Origin of the sequence: Streptomyces sp. NPDC001480 (assembly GCF_042894725.1) — a bacterium.
GTDB lineage: Bacteria > Actinomycetota > Actinomycetes > Streptomycetales > Streptomycetaceae > Streptomyces.
In genome coordinates, this window is record NZ_JBIAVX010000018.1 from 114,701 (window position 1) to 130,762 (window position 16,062).

14 protein-coding genes and 1 pseudogene are annotated in these 16,062 nt (G+C 74.1%); 6 read left to right on the plus strand and 9 right to left on the minus strand.

The window, feature by feature from the left end; all coding sequences use genetic code 11:
• Window positions 1-269: 269 nt before the first annotated feature.
• From ACFY01_RS36505 to ACFY01_RS36530, 6 genes are all read right to left on the minus strand, one after another.
• Window positions 270-464 carry an antitoxin gene (locus ACFY01_RS36505; protein WP_390740059.1) on the minus strand — a complete coding sequence of 65 codons (195 nt, stop codon included), beginning with the start codon at window positions 462-464 and terminating at the stop codon, window positions 270-272.
• 110 nt (window positions 465-574) lie between these two features.
• Complete coding sequence (locus ACFY01_RS36510; protein WP_390740060.1) at window positions 575-2,680, minus strand: SpoIIE family protein phosphatase; 2,106 nt, start codon at window positions 2,678-2,680, stop codon at window positions 575-577.
• 163 nt (window positions 2,681-2,843) lie between these two features.
• Window positions 2,844-4,154 carry a serine/threonine-protein kinase gene (locus ACFY01_RS36515; RefSeq protein ID WP_390740151.1) on the minus strand — a complete coding sequence of 437 codons (1,311 nt, stop codon included), beginning with the start codon at window positions 4,152-4,154 and terminating at the stop codon, window positions 2,844-2,846.
• 197 nt (window positions 4,155-4,351) lie between these two features.
• Window positions 4,352-5,014, minus strand: a complete 663-nt coding sequence (locus ACFY01_RS36520; RefSeq protein WP_390740061.1) for a DUF305 domain-containing protein — start codon at window positions 5,012-5,014, stop codon at window positions 4,352-4,354.
• Window positions 5,015-5,106: 92 nt separating this feature from the next.
• The gene (locus tag ACFY01_RS36525; protein WP_390740062.1) at window positions 5,107-5,499 is read right to left on the minus strand and encodes a DUF6153 family protein; all 393 of its coding nucleotides are present in this window, start codon (window positions 5,497-5,499) and stop codon (window positions 5,107-5,109) included.
• Window positions 5,500-5,504: 5 nt separating this feature from the next.
• Window positions 5,505-6,017 carry a hypothetical protein gene (locus ACFY01_RS36530; RefSeq protein ID WP_390740063.1) on the minus strand — a complete coding sequence of 171 codons (513 nt, stop codon included), beginning with the start codon at window positions 6,015-6,017 and terminating at the stop codon, window positions 5,505-5,507.
• Window positions 6,018-6,233: 216 nt separating this feature from the next.
• On the opposite strand from ACFY01_RS36530, the gene ACFY01_RS36535 reads away from it, so the two are divergent.
• The 3 genes from ACFY01_RS36535 to ACFY01_RS36545 all read left to right on the plus strand — a co-directional run bounded on the left by ACFY01_RS36535 (window position 6,234) and on the right by ACFY01_RS36545 (window position 8,960).
• The gene (locus tag ACFY01_RS36535; protein ID WP_390740064.1) at window positions 6,234-6,899 is read left to right on the plus strand and encodes an SDR family NAD(P)-dependent oxidoreductase; all 666 of its coding nucleotides are present in this window, start codon (window positions 6,234-6,236) and stop codon (window positions 6,897-6,899) included.
• Window positions 6,900-6,993: 94 nt separating this feature from the next.
• On the plus strand, window positions 6,994-7,713 hold the full coding sequence (locus ACFY01_RS36540; RefSeq protein ID WP_390740065.1) for a restriction endonuclease: 720 nt from the start codon (window positions 6,994-6,996) through the stop codon (window positions 7,711-7,713).
• Between the two features lie 68 nt (window positions 7,714-7,781).
• A complete protein-coding gene (locus ACFY01_RS36545; protein WP_390740066.1) occupies window positions 7,782-8,960 on the plus strand; it encodes an FAD-dependent oxidoreductase in 1,179 nt (392 codons plus the stop codon).
• Window positions 8,961-8,990: 30 nt separating this feature from the next.
• Here ACFY01_RS36545 and ACFY01_RS36550 read toward each other — a convergent pair whose 3' ends face one another.
• On the minus strand, window positions 8,991-9,164 hold the full coding sequence (locus ACFY01_RS36550; protein ID WP_390740067.1) for a CsbD family protein: 174 nt from the start codon (window positions 9,162-9,164) through the stop codon (window positions 8,991-8,993).
• A gap of 156 nt (window positions 9,165-9,320) precedes the next feature.
• Here ACFY01_RS36550 and ACFY01_RS36555 point away from each other — a divergent pair, with 156 nt between their 5' ends.
• Both ACFY01_RS36555 and ACFY01_RS36560 read left to right on the plus strand, forming a co-directional pair.
• Window positions 9,321-13,823 (plus strand): HAD-IC family P-type ATPase, encoded by a 4,503-nt coding sequence (locus ACFY01_RS36555; protein WP_390740068.1) that lies wholly within the window; start codon window positions 9,321-9,323, stop codon window positions 13,821-13,823.
• 52 nt (window positions 13,824-13,875) lie between these two features.
• Window positions 13,876-14,142: a hypothetical protein gene (locus ACFY01_RS36560; RefSeq protein WP_390740069.1), complete on the plus strand. Its 267-nt coding sequence runs from the start codon at window positions 13,876-13,878 to the stop codon at window positions 14,140-14,142.
• 63 nt (window positions 14,143-14,205) lie between these two features.
• On the opposite strand, the gene ACFY01_RS36565 is transcribed toward ACFY01_RS36560, so the two are convergent.
• Window positions 14,206-14,859: an FMN-dependent NADH-azoreductase gene (locus ACFY01_RS36565; protein ID WP_390740070.1), complete on the minus strand. Its 654-nt coding sequence runs from the start codon at window positions 14,857-14,859 to the stop codon at window positions 14,206-14,208.
• A 123-nt stretch (window positions 14,860-14,982) separates the two neighbouring features.
• Between ACFY01_RS36565 and ACFY01_RS36570 the strand changes: the two genes are divergently transcribed.
• Window positions 14,983-15,342 carry a winged helix-turn-helix transcriptional regulator gene (locus ACFY01_RS36570; protein WP_390740071.1) on the plus strand — a complete coding sequence of 120 codons (360 nt, stop codon included), beginning with the start codon at window positions 14,983-14,985 and terminating at the stop codon, window positions 15,340-15,342.
• Window positions 15,343-15,378: 36 nt separating this feature from the next.
• Here ACFY01_RS36570 and ACFY01_RS36575 read toward each other — a convergent pair.
• Window positions 15,379-16,059: pseudogene (locus ACFY01_RS36575) on the minus strand (peptidase dimerization domain-containing protein); the annotation flags it as partial.
• Between the last annotated feature and the right edge of the window lie 3 nt (window positions 16,060-16,062).

The following is a 16,062-nucleotide window of genomic DNA, read 5'->3' on the forward strand; positions in this document are numbered from 1 at the left end:
CCGGCTCGGACGCGGTTCCACTCGAGCCGCAGCGCGCGCCCCGCCTCGGCGGCCGGGCCGCGGGTGGCCAAAGCAAGCGCGTCGCGGCCGATCCCGACCAGGGAGCCCTCGTCGGGCTCGACGACCAGCACCCGCGAAGCGGCGGAGCGTGGTCGGTGTCGGCGCGGGAACGCACCGGGCGGGGGAGGCCGTGCCCCTGGGGTGTGTCGTCGCCCCCGGGGCGTGCGGCTCGGCGCGCCCGGGGGCGATGGTTCGCGGAAGGTGGCGGGTCAGGTCCGGGGCGGGTTGTCCCGGCCCTGCTCGCGGCCCAGCTGGTCCTTCAGCTGCTCCTGGGCCGTGTCGACCTGGCGGCTGTACTTGTCCTGGGTCCGGTCGTCGACGTAGTCACCGGCCTTGTCGACGCCCTTGGACGCCTGGCTCTCATGGCCCTTCAGCATGCTCTTGAGCTTGTCCATCATGGACATGGTGTCTGCCTCCTCGGCGGAACGGACCCCCGGCGGGACGGACCCCCGGCGGAACGGGCCCCGTTACCAGGGTCGGCACAGGCCTGCTGATCCGCATCTCGGGCGGCCGGTCAGGCCTCCGTCGTGAAGGGGCGGACGCGGGCGATGAGCAGGGCGACGTCGTCGTGGTTCGCGGGATGCCTCAAGTCGTGCAGGAGCCGGTCGCAGGTCTCCTCCAGGGGGGAGCCCGGCTTGTCGAGGAGGTGCAGCAGGACTTCGAGGCGCTCGTCTATGGAGTCCTCGCGCGTCTCGACCAGTCCGTCGGTGTAGAGGACCAGCTGGTCGCCGGGGGCGAGCGAGACCGTGGCGGTCTCGAAGGGCACGCCGCCGACGCCGAGCGGTGCGCCGGTCGGCAGGTCCAGCAGACGGGGGCGCTCGCCGCGGCGGACCAGGGCGGGCGGGAGGTGGCCGGCGGTGGCGAGGTGGCACTTGGCGCTCCGGGCGTCGTAGACGGCGTACACGCAGGTGGCGATGTACTGCTCCAGCCGTGAGGTGAGCGCGTCGAGGTGGTGGAGGACCTGGGCGGGGTCGAGGTCGAGGTCGGCGTAGGCGGTGGTGGCGGTACGCAGCCGGCCCATCGTGGCGGCGGCGTCGATACCGCTGCCCATGACGTCGCCCACGACGAGTGCCGTGCGGGCGCCGTCGAGCGGGACGACGTCGTACCAGTCGCCGCCGACCTCGTAGGCGGCCTGTGCGGGCTGGTACCGGGAGGCCACCCGCAGCCCGGGCAGGCGCGGCGGGTGATCGGGCAGCAGACTGCGCTGGAGGGCCTCCGCCGCGTTGCGCACGCTCTGGTGGGCACGGGCGTTGTCGATGCACACCGCGGCGCGGGAGGCCAGCTCGACCGCGATGGCCATGTCGTCCTCGTCGAAGGGCCGTGGATCGCGGGCGCGGGTCAGACCGAGGAAGCCGATGGTGGTGCCGCGCGCGGCGAGCGGCACGGCGAGGTAGGAGTGCACTCCGGCACGGGCCAGCAGGGTGGCGGAGTGCTCGTCCCGGGCGATGCACGACAGGTCGTTGCCGTCGGCGTGCTGGACGAGGATGGGGCGGCCGGTGCGCACACACTGGGTGGCCAGGCGGTCGGCGGGGTAGCTGGTGATCCGGCCGGGCGGGTCGGCGGCCCGCACGGCGTCACTGGGGTAGGCGGCCTTCACCGCGAGGGCGCGGAAGAACGCGGGGGAGCCCTCGCGGGAGGCGGGCCGGTGCTCGTCGAGGACGGAGTCCAGCACGTCGACGGCGGCGATGTCGGCGAAGGCGGGGACGGTGACCTCGGTCAGTTCCCTGGCCGTCTCTCCGACCTCCAGGGTGGTGCCGATACGGGCGGAGCCGTCGGCGATCAGGGTCAGGCGCCGCCGTGTCTCACTGGCCTCCTTGGCCGCCTTGTACCGCTCGGTGACGTCCACCACGAGCTCGGCCAGGCCGAGGATCCGGCCCTGGGTGTCCTCCAGCCGGAAGAGGGAGATCGTCCAGGCGTGCTGGTGCCCGGGATCGGCCGCGGTGTGGCCCACCAGCGGCGCCTGCTCGACCATCGGCTTCCCGGTGCGCAGCACCTCGCGCATCGCGGCCTCGGCCGCGTCGAACTCCGCGCCGCTGGCGATCTCGCGGTAGTGGCGCCCCAGGTGGTCCTTCGCGGAGACGGCGTGGATGCGTTCCAGGGCGGGGTTGACGGCGACGTACCGCAGATCGCTGTCGAAGATCGCGATCCCGATGGGGGACTGGGAGATCAGCCGGGTGGACAGGGCGACGTCGCGCTCCAGCTCGTGCAGCGTGGGTGAGTCGGTGCCCAGTCCGAGGGCGTAGAAATCGCCGTGGTCGTCCAGCAGGCGCATGTTGCGCAGCTCCACCTGGCGGGTGCTGCCGTCCTTGCGGCGGATGGGGAAGGTACCGGCCCAGCTCCGGCCGGTCTCCATGACGTCGACGAAGGTCTTGACCACCCAGTCCCAGTGCTCCGCGTGGACCAGCAGCCGCGCCGCGTACTCGCCGAGCGCCTCCTCGGCGGTGTAGCCGTACAACCGTTCGGCCTCAGGGCTCCACAGGACGACTCGCCCCTCAGCGTCGAGCAGCACCGCCGAGACGGCGAGCACGTCCATCAGCCCGCTGGGGTGCGACGACTGGTCCTCCGGTCGTCCGGTTCCGGTCCGGCCGAGGATCGCCGGAGCCCGATCGGCCTGGCTCATCGCAGGCACTCCTTCCGCCGGCGGCGCGGACCGTCCGTCGGTCCGGAGGGCGGCCCGCCTGCGCCGGAAGACGCCTTGCCTTCCATGGTCCCCCCGATGCGCCGGTCGACACACCTCGTCTCCGAGCGGCTCTCCCGCGAGGGGCCCATCGGGTCTCCTGGGGTCAGTGCCTGCCCTTGCCCCCGTGTCCGCCCGCCTTCTTGGGGGCCGCCCGGGGGCCGTCCGCCGGTTCCGCGTGCTGCTCCGCGGCGGCCTGCTCGGGGGACGGCGAAGCGGTGGTCGCCGAGGACGGTGCGGTGGGCGGCGCGCTCGCCGACGGGTCGGCTTCTCCGCCCCCCGCGGGGCCGGACGGCGAGGACCAGGCCATGCCGGCGAGCAGGGCGGCGACGAACAGGGCGGTGCAGCCCAGCAGGACGAGCACACGGGAGCGGCGCAGGAAGGACGGGCGGGAGCGCTGCGCGGCGGCCCGGTGCACCGACGTACGCCATTCCGTGTCCGCCGTCGGGCCGGTCAGGCCCGTGGTGGAGGCGGCGGGCACACGGGTGCCGGCAGTCCGCGTGGCCGGTGCAGCGGCCCGCGCGGCGGGGACCTGCGGCCGCAGCGGGCCCCCGGCGGTGACCCCGAGGTTCTGGCCGGGCAGTTCCTGCGGCAGGGGCTGCGCCGTCCCGCGCCAGGCGCCACGCCCGAACCAGTCCGCCACCTCCTCGGCCGAGGGCCGGTCCTCGGGCCGCTTGGCGAGGAGTCCGAGCAGGTAGTTCTCGAAGGCCGGCGGCAGTTCGGCGCCGAGTCCGCGGGGCGGCACCGGAGTGGCGTCCAGGTGCTGGTGCAGGATCATCAGGGCGCTGTCCCCCTGGAAGGGCGGCCGGCCGGTGAGGAGCTGGTAGAGCACACAGCCCAGGGAGTACACGTCGGAGGCCGGCCCGGCGGGCTTGCCCAGGGCGCGTTCCGGTGCGAGGTAGAGGCTGGTGCCGACGATCTGCCCGGTGGCGGTGAGCGCGGCACCGGGGTCGTCGAAGAAGCGGGCGATACCGAAGTCGCCGATCTTCAGCGTGCCGTCGGCGTCCAGCAGGAGGTTGGCGGGCTTGATGTCGCGGTGCACGATGCCCTGCCGGTGGGCGGCGGCGAGCCCGGCGGCGGCCTCGGCGGCCATACGGGCGACGTGTGCGGCGGGCAGCGGCCCGGAGGTGGCGAGCAGCCGGGCGAGGCTGTCGCCCTGGACCAGTTCCATCACCAGGAACAGACCGCGCTCGTGCTCACCGAAGTCGAGTACGCCGACCACGTTCGGGTGGTTGAGGGAGCCGGCGGTCTGCGCCTCCAGGTGGAAGCGGGAAGTGGCGGTGGGGTCGGTGCTCTGGGGCAGCAGCAACTTCACCGCCACGGGTCTGCCGAGTATCTCGTCGAAGGCCCGCCAGACCTCCCCCATGGCGCCTCGCCCGATCGCGTCCTGCAACCGGTATCGGCCCGCTGCCAGCACCTGTGGTCCCACCCTCTTGCCGTACGACATCTTGACCGCCGCTCGCGTCAACTCACCACGTGTGCAGGGGTGTAGGCGCTGCGGCGACCCAAGCGTAGCCGCTTCGGGAGGGCCGGTTCCCCGATCCGCCCAGGTGGGGGCACGGGGCCCGTGGCGGAGGGGGACGGCGCGACCGCCGGCCCCCTCCGCCGGGGACGTCAGCCCTTGCCGAGGAGCTTGTTCATCTCGGTGATCTCGGCGGTCTGCCCGGTGACGATGTCGTCGGCCATGGCCGTGGCGGGACCGTACCGGCCCTTGGTCTTCTCGGTCGTGGCCATCTCGACGGCGCCTCGGTGGTGCTCGACCATCATGGTCAGGAACATGGTGTCGAAGCCGGCGCCGGACGCCTTCTTCAGCTTCTCCATCTCCTTGTCGTCCATCATCCCGGACATGCCGGAACCGCCGGCGTGGGCGGAGTGGTCCATGCCCGGCATCGAGCCCATCGAGCCGCCGGACGCCGGCACCTTCTCGTCCCAGGACTTCAGCCAGCCGCTCATGGCCCTGATCTCCGGGTCCTGGGCCTTCTCGATGCGCGCGGCGAGGTCCTTGACCTTGGCGGAGGACGCCCGGCCGGCGGCGAGCCGGGCCATCTCCAGGGCCTGCTGGTGGTGGGGGATCATGCCCTGGGCGAAGGAGACGTCCTGGACGTTGTGGGCGCCCGCCGTGGCGGTGGCGCTCGCCTTCGGTGAGGTGGAACCGTGGTCCTGGTGGCCGCTGCCGGTGGTGTCGCCGTCGTTGCCGCAGGCGGCGAGGACGAGGGCGGCGGTGACGGCCGTGGCCGCGAGGGCGGCACGGCGGGCGCGGGTACGGGTGTTGCGCATGAGGGAACTCCTGTGGTGCGTAAGGGATCTGGGCATGCCGGGGCGCGCCGTGCCCGGTTGTCGTCGGGCGGTCGGCGCGGTGCGGGCGGTGTCTAGATCCGCAGCAGCTGGAGTTCGGCCAGGGAGGGCGGGGCGCGGGCGCCGTCGGGAGTCCGGACCGCGTGCGAGCGCACGGCTTCGGCGTGATCGGGGACGGCCACCGGGTCGGGCACGAGGGCGGGCAGCACCGGTCCGCCGCTCACCGCGGCCGCCTGGCAGACGGAGTCGGCGTGCCGCAGGTGGCCTCCGCCGCAGTCGTCGCCTGCACAGCCGTCGTGCGACACCACCGCGACCGTCGAGTACCGCATCCGGGCGTGGTCGTCGTGGAGGCCGCCGCCGGGGGCCAGGGCGTGCATGGCCATGAGGCCGGCCAGCACCGCGAGCACGAGCAGCGCCCAGGACCGCCGTACGGGCGGTCGCTCGGAAAGCTGCTCGGGACTCGTCATCGGGATCATCCTAGATGCTCGGGCACACCATGCCCGCACACACCGCGCCGTCGGCCGATGCCACGGCCCCACAGCCACCCCCATGTCCGGGTCAGCCCCGCGATGTCCGAGCTGTGCGCGGCGGCCACCCCCGTCATCACCGGCCACGCCAGGAAGGTCACCGCGATCTCCGCGTAGCCCCCGTCCGTGCCCACGGCGACGACCGCGAACTCGGAGACGAAGGCCAGACCGCCGAGCAGCGCGCCCACGAAGGCCAGCGGCCAGGGCCGGACGACGAAGCGGGACACGAGGGCCAGCCCGCCGCCGAGGACCGAGCCCATGAACACCCCGGCCACCGCGCTGCCCGCGACGAGCAGCCCGCAGTACCGGAGATCACGGGTGGCGAACCCGGTGTCCCCGCCGGTCGCGAACTCCACCACCGCCACCACCAGCGTGAGCGCCGCCCACGGAAGGGCCGGCACGCCCGCCATCACCATGCCGACGCGCATCCCACGCCCCAGCGCACCCCGCTCGCGCACACGCCCCCCTGGCCGCTCACATGTACCAGGCGGCAGACTACTCGGCGCACTTCACGGATGCCGGGGGGCCCACCGCGAGCTTACGGTTGGCGCAGCGGGCCCGCCCACGGAAGCCGTACCGGGCCCCTCGGCACCAGCCGTACGGAGACCCGTACGCGGATCGGGAGGCGAACCGGTGACTGTGACTCCCCGTCGTTCCACGCCGACGGCCGCCTCATGACCGCGCTCGCCGTCGTCGGAGCCGGCCCGGGCCTGGGAGCGGCCGTCGCGCGCCGGTTCGGGCGGGAGGGGTACGACGTCGCGCTGGTCGCCCGGGACCAGGGCCGTCTGGACACCCTCGCCGGTGAACTCGCCGCCGACGGGGTCGGGGCGCGCGGTTTCGCCGCCGACGTGCGCGACCCGCGGGCCCTCGCGGCCGCTCTGGAGGCGGCCGCCGCGGCCGTCGGCCCGATCGAGGTCCTCCAGTACAGCCCCGTCCCGCACCGGGACTTCATGCGTCCCGTGCTGGCGACCACGCACACCGACCTGATCGGCCCGGTCGAGTTCTCGGTCTACGGTCCGGTCGCCGCCGTCCAGCAGGTGCTGCCCGGCATGCGTGGCCTGGGCCGCGGCACGATCCTGTTCGTCAACGGCGGCACCGCCGTCGTCCCGCACCCCGAACGGGCGGGCACGTCGATCGCGTTCGCCGCGGAGAGTGCGTACGGCCATCTGCTGCACGACAGACTCGCCGCCGAGGGAATCCACGTCGCACAGCTGATCGTCCCCGGTGCGATCGTCCCCGGTCACCCTCGCAAGGACCCGGGCGTGCTCGCTGACGTCCTGTGGTCCCTGCACCAGGACCGGCACGGGTTCCGGCACTTCGCCGACGACCTGGACTCCTGAACCCGGCGAGCGGCGCGGTCCCGCTGAACGGCGTGATCTTGGGCAGACGGTAGAGGTGATCTTCACATCCGTCAGAGGGGGGAGCCTCGCCGCCGTGACCACGCCCACACGCCGCCTGCCCCGGAACACCCGCCGACGCCCGTTCAGCCTGCGCGCTACGGCGCTCTACTTCGGCCTTCTCGCCCTTCTCCTGTGCGTCCTCGGCCTCACCGCCCGCGCGGTGGCGGCCGCCTTCGAACGCCGGCCGGTCTGGATCGCTCTCCTGTGCCTCCTCGCCGCGGCCTGCGCGGTGGCACTGCGACGCGGGCGGCGCCGGTGGACCGCCCGGCAGGCCGCGCACCGGGCCGCCGCCGCCCTCGACGCGGCGACACGCACGGCTGTGGAGGCGCTGGAGCCGCCGCACGGCGAAGGCGGCGCCGTGGAGTACGGCGTCGTGGACTACGACGCCCTGGACGCCGACGAGTTCGAACAGGCGATAGCCGCCCTGTGCGAACGGGACGGATGCTCACAGGTGGAGGTCGTCGGCGGAGCCGGGGACCTCGGTGCCGACATCCTGGCCGTGACCCCGGACGGCCGGCGCGCCGTCATCCAGTGCAAACGGTACGGCGACGCCCACCGGGTCGGCTCGGAGGAACTCCAGCGCTTCGGCGGCACCTGCTTCACCGTCCACGAGGCCGACGTCGCGATCGTCGTCACCACCAGTGACTTCACCGCGCCGGCGGCCGAGTACGCCGGACTGTGCGGGATCGTCTGCGTGGACGGACAGTCCCTGCTGGCGTGGCACGACACCACGGGACCGCGGCCCTGGACGTAAGCGCGCGGTGGCGAATCACGCGCGCCGCACGGGAGGCTGATCGGTCCCCGACTGACAGGGAGTTGGACATGACACGAGTCCTGGTGATCGGCGGTGGGATCGCGGGCACCGCGGTCGCGCTGGCCCTGCACAAGGCGGGGCTGCAAGTCGCCGTGTTCGAGGCGCACCCCGACACGGCCGAGGACATCGGGGCGTTCCTGACCCTGGCGAGCAACGGCATGCGCGCCCTGGCACAGCTCGACGCAACGGACGCCGTCACGGCGATCGGGTTTCCGCTGACCTCGATGCGCTTACTGGACAGCCAGGGCGTCGAGTCGGCGCGCGCGCCCATGGGCGAGGCCGACGATCCGGCCCTGAGCTACCGGTGTCTGCGCCGAGGCGAGTTGAACGCCGCCCTCCAGGCCGAGGCCGTACGCCGGGGCATCGCCCTGCACCACGGCACCCGGCTGCTCTCGGTGGACGACGGCCCGGACGGGGTCACCGCGCGCTTCTCCGACGGCAGTACGGTGACGGGCGACCTGCTCATCGGCGCGGACGGGCTGAACTCGACCGTTCGCCGGCTGATCGCCCCAGGCATGCGCCCCGGTTACGCGGGGCAGCGTGTGTTCTACGGCTACACCGACGGCGGGCCGTCGGACGACGGCACCGGCCACATCACCATGGTGCGCGGCACCGAGGCCGCCTTCGGCTACGCGGTCTCGCCCGAGGGGGAGACGTACTGGTTCGCCCGTGTCGCCGGCGAACCGCTGCCCGCCGACGAACTCGCCCACGCCACGCCGGCAGCCTGGCGTGACCGGCTCGTCCCGCTGCTGCGCGAGGACGCCACGCCCGCCGCGGACATCGTCGCGGCCTCCACCGGCCGCGTCATGGTCACCAACGCCACCGAGATGCCGCTCGGCACCGCCTGGCACGCGGGACGGTCCCTGATCATCGGCGACGCCGCCCACGCCGCCTCCCCGGCCACGGGGCAGGGAGCGTCGATGGCCCTGGAGGACGCCGTCGTCCTCGCCAAGTCACTGCGCGACACGCCCGATACGCGGACCGCGTTCTCCCTCTACGAGACGTGCCGCCGCCCGCGCGTGGAGCACAACATCACCGTCAGCGGACAGCTGTCCCGCAGCACCCACGCCGTCTCCGGCACCGTCCGAGGACGCCCCGCACCCCGTCCCGGGGACGACGAACTGGCACGGCTGCTCGACTGGGACACCGACATCCGCACGGCGTACGGCGAGGCCCCCGCTCCATGAACGGGGGCCTCGACCGGTGCGCAGGACCGCTCAGCGCTTGAAGGCGTCCTTGGCCTTCTCCTTCGCCTGACGCAGGTCGCCCTTCGACTTCTTGGTCCGGCCCTCGGCCGCCAGGCCCTCGTCGTCCGTGGCCCGGCCGACGGCTTCCTTCGCCTTGCCCTTGGCCTGCTCCATCTTGGCCTTGGCCTTCTGCTCTCCAGCCACCTTGCTCACTCCCAGTCGCACTCGACGTCGGGGGTCACCACGTCGGGTGACCGCCCGCAAGGGACGTAAACGTCGACCATTCACCAGCCCGGATGTGATGACCAGGCGACGCGGGAACTCGGGGGCCAGAATGGGACCAGTGACTGAGGGAGCGAGATGCGGCTAGCGGGAGTGATGCGTCCCTCGAAAGCGGCCGGGCTCGCAGCGGCCGGATCCCGGCTGCTGGCAAGCGGGGCCGCGCCCGTGGCGGGCCTGGTCGCGGGAGCCGCCACGGCGACCGCGCGGGCGGGTGTGCGCGGCGCCGACACCACGGTGCGGGTCGCACGGGTCGCACGGGTCGTACGGAACGCCATGCCGGGCCGGACCGGCCAGTGGCGGTCGGGCACGCGGGCCCACCTCGCGCTGCGTCCGGCCGACCCCGCGCGGGCCCGCACGGTGGCCCGGGCGGCCGAGAAGGTGGCCGGGGCACTGGCCGAACACCCCGACGTGGTACTCGCGTACTGGGACGGCGGGCTGGGACGTCTGGTCGTCACCGCGAGCGAGGAGGCGCTCACCGACGGGGTGGTCGAACACGCCGAGGGGCTCGCCGAACGCCATGGCCTGGTCTTCGTGGAGGACGAGCCGGAGGAGTTCTCCCACCCCGGTGACCCGCACGGCGTACGGCTCGCGGCGGCGACCCTGGCGGTCGACGTCGTCGGCGCCGTCGTCGGGTTCACCGCCTCTTCGCTGCCGCTGCCCCGCTCCGCGCGTGCGGTGACCGCCGGGGTCACGCTGCTGCGCGAGAACCCGCGCTTCCGCGCCTGGCTGGCGGACCGTGTCGGTCTCGCGCGGATGGATCTGGTGCTCGCCGCCGCCAACGCGGCCACCCACGCCGCCGACCGCTCGCCGACCGCGCTGGTGCTCGACGGAACGCTGCGCTCCTGCCAGCTCGCGGAACGTGTGGCGCGCGCGGCGGCGTTCGACGCCGATCACGACCTGCTGTCCGGGCCCGGCCGGGTGAGCGTGCCCGCCGGTCACTGCCCGCGCCCACCGCTGCGGACCGCCCCGTACCAGGAGTACGCCGCCCACGCCTCCATCGGCAGCGTCCTCGGAGCCGTGGTGACCGAACTGGTCAAACACGACGTCAACGAGGCGGCCGAGGCGGTGCTGGCCGGCTCGCCCAAGGCCGCCCGCTACGGCCCCGGCGCCTTCCACGCCGTGCTCAGCGGCACCCTGGCCCGGCGGGGCGTGCTGGTGCGGGAGACCGCGCGGCTGCGGGAGCTGGAGACCGCGGACACCCTCGTACTGCACGCCGGGGCGCTGCGCGGACCGGACGGCGGCCCCGACCCGTGGGGCGAGGCCGTGCTCGACGCGGCGCGGCACGCCAGGCTGAACGTGGTGATGACCGAGGACCCGGCCCTGAGCGACCTCGGCGGACTCGCCGACCGGGTGGTCGAGGGCGACCGGCCGTGGGACGAGGTGGTGCGCGAGCTGCGCGAGCGGGGCGACACCGTCATCACGGTCGCCCGGCCCACCTCGATCCATGAGACCGACGTGCTCGCCGGACTGCTCGGCGGCGATGTGGCCGTCGCCCTCACCGACCGCGACGGGGCCGTCGTCTGGGGTGCGGACGTCCTGGCCGCGCACGGTCTGACCGATGTCTGGCGGCTGCTGACCGCCGTCCCGGCCGCCCGGGCGGTGGGCCGCAGGTCGCAGACCCTGGCCCGCTCCGGTGCCGTCCTGTCGGGTCTGCTGGTGGCCGTCGGCGAGTCCCGCAAGCCCAAGGGGTCGCCGCTGCCCGGCCTGCGGCACGCGCCGGTCGACGTGGGCGCCGCGGCCGCGCTGCTGAGCGGAGCGCGCGCGGCCTTCCGCGTGGGCACGGCCCCGGCTCCGCATCCCCGGCCGCGCATCGCATGGCACGCCCTGGAGGTCGAGGAGGTCCACGAGCGGCTGGCGCGGGAGATCGCGGCGCGGCCCACCTCCGTCGAGCGGACGACCGGCCGGGTGCGCGGCCTCGCGGAAGCCGCCCGCGAGCACCCCGTGATCGGCCCCGCGTCCGCCCCGGCGCGCTGGGCGGTGCAGCTCGGCCGGGCCGTGAAGGGCGAACTGGACGATCCGCTCACCCCGGTGCTCGCGGTCGGCTCCGCGGCCTCGGCGATCCTCGGCTCCGCCGTGGACGCCATGCTGGTCGTGGGGGCGCTCGATCTGAACGCCACGATCGGCGGTGTCCAGCGGCTGCGGGCGGAGCGCGCGCTGTCCGGACTGCTGGCCGAACAGCAGCAGAAGGCGCGCCTGAGCCGCCCCGCGCAGCGGCCCCCGGAGGAGCCGCCGGAAGAGTCCCGGGAAGAGCCGCGGGAAGAGCAGGAGGCCCCGTCGTCGGACGAGGCGCGGATCGTGGACGCCGCCGAACTGCGCCCGGGCGACACCATCGAGCTCACCGCCGACGACGTCGTACCCGCCGACGCCCGTCTGGTGTGGGAGGACGGGCTGGAGGTGGACGAGTCGGCGCTGACCGGCGAGTCACTGCCGGTCGACAAGCACACCGAGCCCACCCCGCGCGCCGCCGTCGCCGACCGCCGGTCCATGGTCTTCGAAGGCACGACCGTGGTCGCCGGACACGCCCAGGCGGTCGTGGTCCACACCGGTGACCGCACCGAGGCGGCCCGCGCCGTCCACCTCGCGGCCCGCAAGCCACCGGCCGGCGGGGTCCAGGCCAGGCTCCAGGAGATCACCCGCAAGGCGCTGCCCCTGACACTCGCGGGCGGGGCCGCGGTGACGGGGCTGTCCCTGCTGCGCGGCGCCCCGATCCGCCGGGCGGTCAGCGGCGGGGTCGCGGTGGCCGTCGCGGCCGTCCCCGAGGGGCTGCCGCTGGTGGCCACGGTCGCCCAGCTCGCCGCCGCCCGCCGGCTCAGCCGGCACGGTGTCCTGGTCCGCACCCCGCGCACGCTGGAGGCGCTGGGCCGCATGGACACGCTCTGCTTCGACAAGACGGGCACGCTCACCGAGAACCGGCTGCGCCTGGTGCGGGTGGCCGACGCCCGGGGCACGGTCCGTACGGTCGCGAGCCCTCGGTCCGCCGAGACCGTACGGGTCGCCGCGCGGGCCTGTCCCCGCGTGAACGGTGACGGGGAGGACAAGCCCGCCCACGCCACCGACGAGGCGGTGCTGGACGCGGCCGGGCCCGACCCGGACTGGGTGCAGACCGAGGGCCGCCCATTCGAAACCGGTCGTGGTTACGCCGCGGCCGTGGGCCGGTGCGCGGACGGGCCCCGGGTGCTGGTGGTCAAGGGCGCGCCGGAGACCGTGCTGCCGGCCTGCGCCGACCTGCCCCCCGAGGCCTCGGAGGCGGCGCAGGCGCTGACCGGCGAGGCGCTGCGGGTCCTGGCGGTGGGCCACCGACCGCTGGCGGCGGACGAGGACGACGCGGACGCCCTCGACCAGGCGCTGGAGGGGCTCCGCTTCACGGGTCTGCTGGCGCTGTCCGACGTGCCCAGGGAGAACTCCCGCGCGCTGGTACAGGAGCTGCGGCAGACCGGCGTGCGGCCGGTCATGCTCACCGGCGACCACCCGCAGACCGCCCGGGCGATCGCGATCGAGCTGGGCTGGCCCGCGGACACCGCGGTCGTCACCGGCGACGAGCTGGCCGACGCCGACCGTTCGCGGCGGGCCCGGATCCTGCGGGACGCGGATGTCGTGGCCCGGGTCGCGCCCGAGCAGAAGCTCCTGGTCATCGAGGCGCTGCGGGACGCAGGCCGGGTGGTGGGCATGGTCGGCGACGGCGCCAACGACGCCGCGGCGATCCGCGCCGCCGACATCGGCGTCGGCATCAAGGCCCGCGGCTCGGCCGCGGCGCGCAACGCCGCCGACATCGTCCTGACCTACGGTGATCTGGCCGTGCTGACCGATGCGGTGGCCGAGGGCCGGGCGCTGTGGCGCTGCGTCGCCGACGCCATCGCCATCCTGATCGGCGGCAACGCCGGCGAGGTGGGCTTCGGCATCCTCGGCACCCTGCTGGCCGGCGCGGCACCGCTCTCCACCCGCCAGATGCTGCTGGTGAACCTCTTCACCGACCTGTTCCCGGCGATGGCCGTGGCGGTCACCCCGCACGAGGAGGACCGGGAAGAGGATCCGGCGGCGGCACCCGACGAGCAGCTCGTCACGTCGCTGCTCGGCAGGCCGCTGATGCGACAGATCCGGCACCGCGCCCTGACCACCTGCCTGGGCGCGACCACCGCCTGGCTGATCGGCCGCTTCACCGTGGGCACGGCCCGCCGCTCCACCACCATGGCCCTGTGCGCCGTGGTCGGTACCCAGCTGGCCCAGACCCTCGCGGACCGCCGGGACAGCCCGCTGGTCCGGTTCACGGCCCTCGGCTCCGCGGCGGCCCTCGTGGCGCTGGTCCAGACCCCTGGTGTCAGCCACCTCTTCGGCTGCACCCCGCTCGGCCCGCTCGGCTGGACGGGTGTGGTCGTGGCCATCACGCTCGCGGTGACCGGACAGCGGGCGCTGCCGCAGGTGGAGCGGGCCGTGCTGCGGTGGTGGCGGTCGTCAGGCCGGCCCGAGGAACCGGTGGCGTCGGCGCCGCAGCGGGTCGTGGACACGGTGCGACGGGCCTGGGAGGCGCTCGACCAGGCCGTCGCCCGCCCGGGCCCGTCCCCCGAGGCCGCCCCGGCGAGGTAGTACCGCCCCGTCCGCCGGGTGGTTGTCAGTGGCGGATGCGAGGCTGCCCGGCATGGATGAGCAGGAGTTCATGCGCGGCCGGGTGTACGGGGCCGACCACGACGACGCCGGCCCCCGGCCCGACCACGCCTATGTCCAACTCGTCGGTGGGCCGCTGGACGGTCTCCTGCTCGACGTCACCGACGGCCCCGGGCGGAAGCCGGGCGAGCCGGTGGCGCTCATGACGGAAATAGGCCGCTACGGCCCGGGCGGCCGCACCCTGTACGCACCCCGGCCGCAGGACGGCACCCGTTACGACTGGCACGGCGACGTGCCCTGAGGGGTGAGGCCGGTGACCGGGCGGTGGCCGACGAGGAGCCGCCGGCCACCCGGCCCGTGCGGATCAGGCGGCTGCCTTCAGCGCGGCGGCCTTGCCCTTGGTGACGGCGTCCTCGTGCGCCTGGGCCTTGGAGGCCTCGGCGAGCGGGACCAGTTCCGCCATCGCCGGGTTGGAGTGCGCCAGGGTCAGCTCGGGGACGATGAAGTCGACCTCCATGCCCAGCATGTCGCCGAGGACGGCGCCCAGCAGGTTCTGGACGTACTCGTAGCCCTCGCGCGGGGTGCCGGGAGCGTAGGAACCGCCGCGGCTGGCCACGATGTACACCGGGGTGCCCTTGATGGGGGACTCCTCGACCATCGCCGTGCGGCCCACGAGGATCACCTGGTCGAGCCACGCCTTCAGCGTCGACGGGATCGTGAAGTTGTACATCGGGGCGCCGATGAGCACGGCGTCCGCGTTCTCCAGCTCCTCGATCAGCTTCAGCCGCTCCGCGAAGGCCGCCGCCTGCTCAGGGGTGTGATCGGCCGGGTCGGCGAAACCGGCGGACGCGGTCAGGGCGTCGAGGTGCGGGACCGGGTGGGCGTTCAGGTCGTGGTGGATCACGGTCCCGCCGGGGTGCTGCTCCTCCCACGCCTTGCGGAAGGCGGCCGTGACGGAGCGGGAGGCGGAAGCGGCCTCGGGCCAGAGGGACGAGTCCAGGTGCAGCAGCGTTGCCATCGTGATCTCCAAAAAAGGCGTGCCGAAGGGAACGAAACCGGGCGGCCGTTCCGTGCGTACCTAGTAATAACACAGGTGCTTACTTTTTTTCAGCTCCAGTGAAGGTCATAGTAGACTGGGTCCATGAGGGAGCACGCCGCAGAGCCCTGCAAGAAGGTCGACAGCTCGATCACGCGTGTGTTCTCACTGCTCGGCAAACGCTGGACCGGCATGATCGTCGCGGTGCTGATGGAGCACCCGGTGCACTTCTCCGACCTGCGCCGTGCCATCCCGGGCCTCAGCGAGCGCATGCTCTCCGACCGGCTGACCGAACTCGGCGCCGCCGGACTCGTCGTACGCGAGGTGGACGAGGGCCCGCCGCTGCGCGTCTCGTACCGGTTGACCGAGGCGGGCTCGGCTCTTGAGCCGGCCTTGAAGGAACTGGCCGTCTGGTCGGAGAAGCACCTGCCCGAGACGGAGTGGTCCGGGCCCTGCTCCGGCTGAGCACCGGCCGGCCCGAGCGACCGGCGACGACCGGCCTCACCCTCCGGCTGCCGCGGCCGAGCGGTGCCGGGCCCATGCCTCCTCGCCCAGCTCCGGGCACAGCACGAGGTCCGCGGCCGTGCAGGCCAGTGCCTCCGTCGCGGCGAGCAGCACCTCCCGGGCCCGCGCCGAGGCGGCGGCCTCGGCGAACTCGACGGTGTGGTCCGAGCCGTCCTCGTCCATGATCGCGACGAAGGGGTGGATGGCGGGCACCCGTGTGCTGACGTTGCCGATGTCCGAGGAGCCCAGATACACCCCGGGTACGGGCGGAGTGAGCGTGATCCCCGCCCGGGACAGGTGCCGGGCGAACCGTTCCGACAGCACGTCGCTGTCCCGGAAATGGTCGTAGCGGACCGTGGCCCGCTCCACCTCGGCCCGTGTACCGGTGGCGCGCGCGACCCCCTCGGCGCACTCGCGCAGCTGCCCGATCAGGTCGTCCAGGGCCCGGCTGGTGGCCGCCCGCAGCCCGAACTGCCCCTCCGCGTACTCGGGAACGATGTTCGTGGCCGTGCCGCCGTGCGTGACGATGCCCTGCACGTGCGAGGCCTCCGGCAGGCGCCGGCCCAGTACGGCCAGCACGTTGAACAGCTCGATCAGGGCGGCCAGCGCGTCGATGCCCTCGGTGGGGTTGCCCGTGGGATGGGCGGCCCGGCCGTGGAAGGCCACCCGGTACTGCACCTA

Bases quoted from the DNA above. Each gene is read 5' to 3' on its own strand.
- ACFY01_RS36565 (WP_390740070.1), bottom strand. From the start codon at position 14,859: ATGGCAACGCTGCTGCACCTGGACTCGTCCCTCTGGCCCGAGGCCGCT.
- ACFY01_RS36510 (WP_390740060.1), bottom strand. From the start codon at position 2,680: ATGAGCCAGGCCGATCGGGCTCCGGCGATCCTCGGCCGGACCGGAACC.
- ACFY01_RS36555 (WP_390740068.1), top strand. From the start codon at position 9,321: ATGCGGCTAGCGGGAGTGATGCGTCCCTCGAAAGCGGCCGGGCTCGCA.
- ACFY01_RS36520 (WP_390740061.1), bottom strand. From the start codon at position 5,014: ATGCGCAACACCCGTACCCGCGCCCGCCGTGCCGCCCTCGCGGCCACG.
- ACFY01_RS36525 (WP_390740062.1), bottom strand. From the start codon at position 5,499: ATGACGAGTCCCGAGCAGCTTTCCGAGCGACCGCCCGTACGGCGGTCC.
- ACFY01_RS36570 (WP_390740071.1), top strand. From the start codon at position 14,983: ATGAGGGAGCACGCCGCAGAGCCCTGCAAGAAGGTCGACAGCTCGATC.
- ACFY01_RS36505 (WP_390740059.1), bottom strand. From the start codon at position 464: ATGTCCATGATGGACAAGCTCAAGAGCATGCTGAAGGGCCATGAGAGC.
- ACFY01_RS36545 (WP_390740066.1), top strand. From the start codon at position 7,782: ATGACACGAGTCCTGGTGATCGGCGGTGGGATCGCGGGCACCGCGGTC.
- ACFY01_RS36560 (WP_390740069.1), top strand. From the start codon at position 13,876: ATGGATGAGCAGGAGTTCATGCGCGGCCGGGTGTACGGGGCCGACCAC.
- ACFY01_RS36535 (WP_390740064.1), top strand. From the start codon at position 6,234: ATGACCGCGCTCGCCGTCGTCGGAGCCGGCCCGGGCCTGGGAGCGGCC.